Source organism: Photorhabdus sp. S10-54 (genome assembly GCF_963878145.1).
Classification (GTDB): Bacteria; Pseudomonadota; Gammaproteobacteria; order Enterobacterales; family Enterobacteriaceae; genus Photorhabdus; species Photorhabdus kayaii.
In genome coordinates, this window is record NZ_CAWNXG010000123.1 from 1 (window position 1) to 1,794 (window position 1,794).

At 49.6% G+C, this 1,794-nt stretch carries 1 protein-coding gene and 1 pseudogene; both read left to right on the plus strand.

Annotated elements, in window-relative coordinates; genetic code table 11:
• Nucleotides 1-284: pseudogene (locus AACQ83_RS23970) on the plus strand (hypothetical protein); the annotation flags it as partial.
• Between the two features lie 3 nt (nt 285-287).
• The coding region (locus AACQ83_RS23975) for a DEAD/DEAH box helicase (protein ID WP_146747955.1) at nt 288-1,794 on the plus strand (1,507 nt) is incomplete at its 3' end.

Consider the following 1,794-nt stretch of genomic DNA (forward strand, 5'->3'; position numbering starts at 1 on the left):
TCAAACGTGCGGTGGGTATCGTTGCGCCTGTCATCGTTAATCCCTATTTCCACCAAATTGACTATGAGCGCCAATACAACGATATGCCTGCACGTGAGCATGCTGAGGACAGTAAGCGGATTATCAACGAGTGGAAAAAAGGACTGAAAATCAAGGGAGGCAAGAAACCGAACAGCGATACTTTGGCGAGCACGTCTGATTCGGCTCTTGCGGGCACCACAGAGAATTCAGCACCTGTGAGCGATTATGTCACCAAATCCGCCTCAAGGGAATGGGGGAAGTAAAGCATGCTGACGATCACCCCAAATACAACCCAGAGTCGCGCCTTGTCCATGTTGCGCCAGAACTGGAAGCAACACAGTACCTTCATGGTATATGCGCCTACCGGCAGCGGTAAAACCGGCTTATCAGCATTCATCACAGCCGGTTTTGTCTCTCGCGGAATGCGGGTGATGTTTGTCGCGCCTTACTTAACTTTGGTGCGTCAGACTGCTACCCGGTTTATTCAGTACGGACTGCCGGAGGAAGAAATTGGCTACGTATGGCGGGATTACCAGCCCCATGATCCGAACCGGCTAATTCAGATTGCATCGGCTGACACGCTCATTCGTCGTGACTTCCCGGATAACATCGATCTGTTGATCATTGACGAGGCCCATTTACGCCGTAAAAAGCTGCTTGAAGTCATTCAATATCTGGCAGAAAACACTAGCGTAAAAGTTATCGGCCTGTCAGGAACGCCATTTTCCCCGTTTCTGGGAAACTACTATCAACAGCTCCTGAAACCCACCACAATGAAAGAGCTTATCGCTAAAGGTGAACTGAGCACCTATGAATTTTATGCTCCCACCAAGCCGGACCTGAAAGGCGTAAAAGTAACTTCCAGTGATGACTTTGGGCAGGATTACAAAGAGGACCAGCTAGCCGAAATTATGGGTGATTCGACGCTGGTGGGCGATATCGTCAGGAACTGGCTGGTGAATGGTAACGATGAACCCACGATTTGCTTTTGCGTCAACGTGGCCCACGCCAATTTTATCACGGTTGAATTTAATCAAGCGGGGGTCAATGCCGAGGTAATCATTGCTGAGACGCCCCCGGAAGAAAGGCAGATCATCATCCATCGTTTTGAACAGGGTGTAACAAAAATATTAGTTAGTGTTGGCACGCTGATTGCGGGGTTCGATAGTGATGTCCGGTGCATCATTTATGCGAGACCAACTAAATCTGAAATCAGATGGGTGCAATGTCTTGGCCGCGGGCTTCGTACCGCGCCCGGTAAAGAAACCTGCATGATATTCGATCACTCCGGCACGGTTCACCGACTCGGTTATCCCGATGATATTGAGTATGACAAGTTGCCTTCAAAGAGCGACGGGATGAAAGACGGTTCCCGCAGTACTGACAGCGGCAAAGCTGAAAAACTCCCGAAAGAATGCCCCAGTTGCCACTTTATGAAGCCGGCAGGCGTCTATGTTTGCCCGAAATGTGGCTTTAAACCCTTAAGCGGTGAAGATGTGGAAGCGGATCGCTCGCGTGGGCTGAAAAAACTTAGTGGTAAGGACCGAGTTTACAGCAAGGCAGAACGTCAAAGCTGGTGGTCCCAAATCAAATATTACCAGCGCCAGCGGGCTAACCAAGGCAAGCCTATTTCAGATGGCTGGTGCGCCCATACCTTTAGAGACAAATTCAGTGAGTACCCCAATGGCTTAAACGACCACCCGGTAGAGATCACGCCAGAAGTGAACAACTTCATCAAATGGAAACTGATTGCTTATGCAAAAAGCCAGGAGA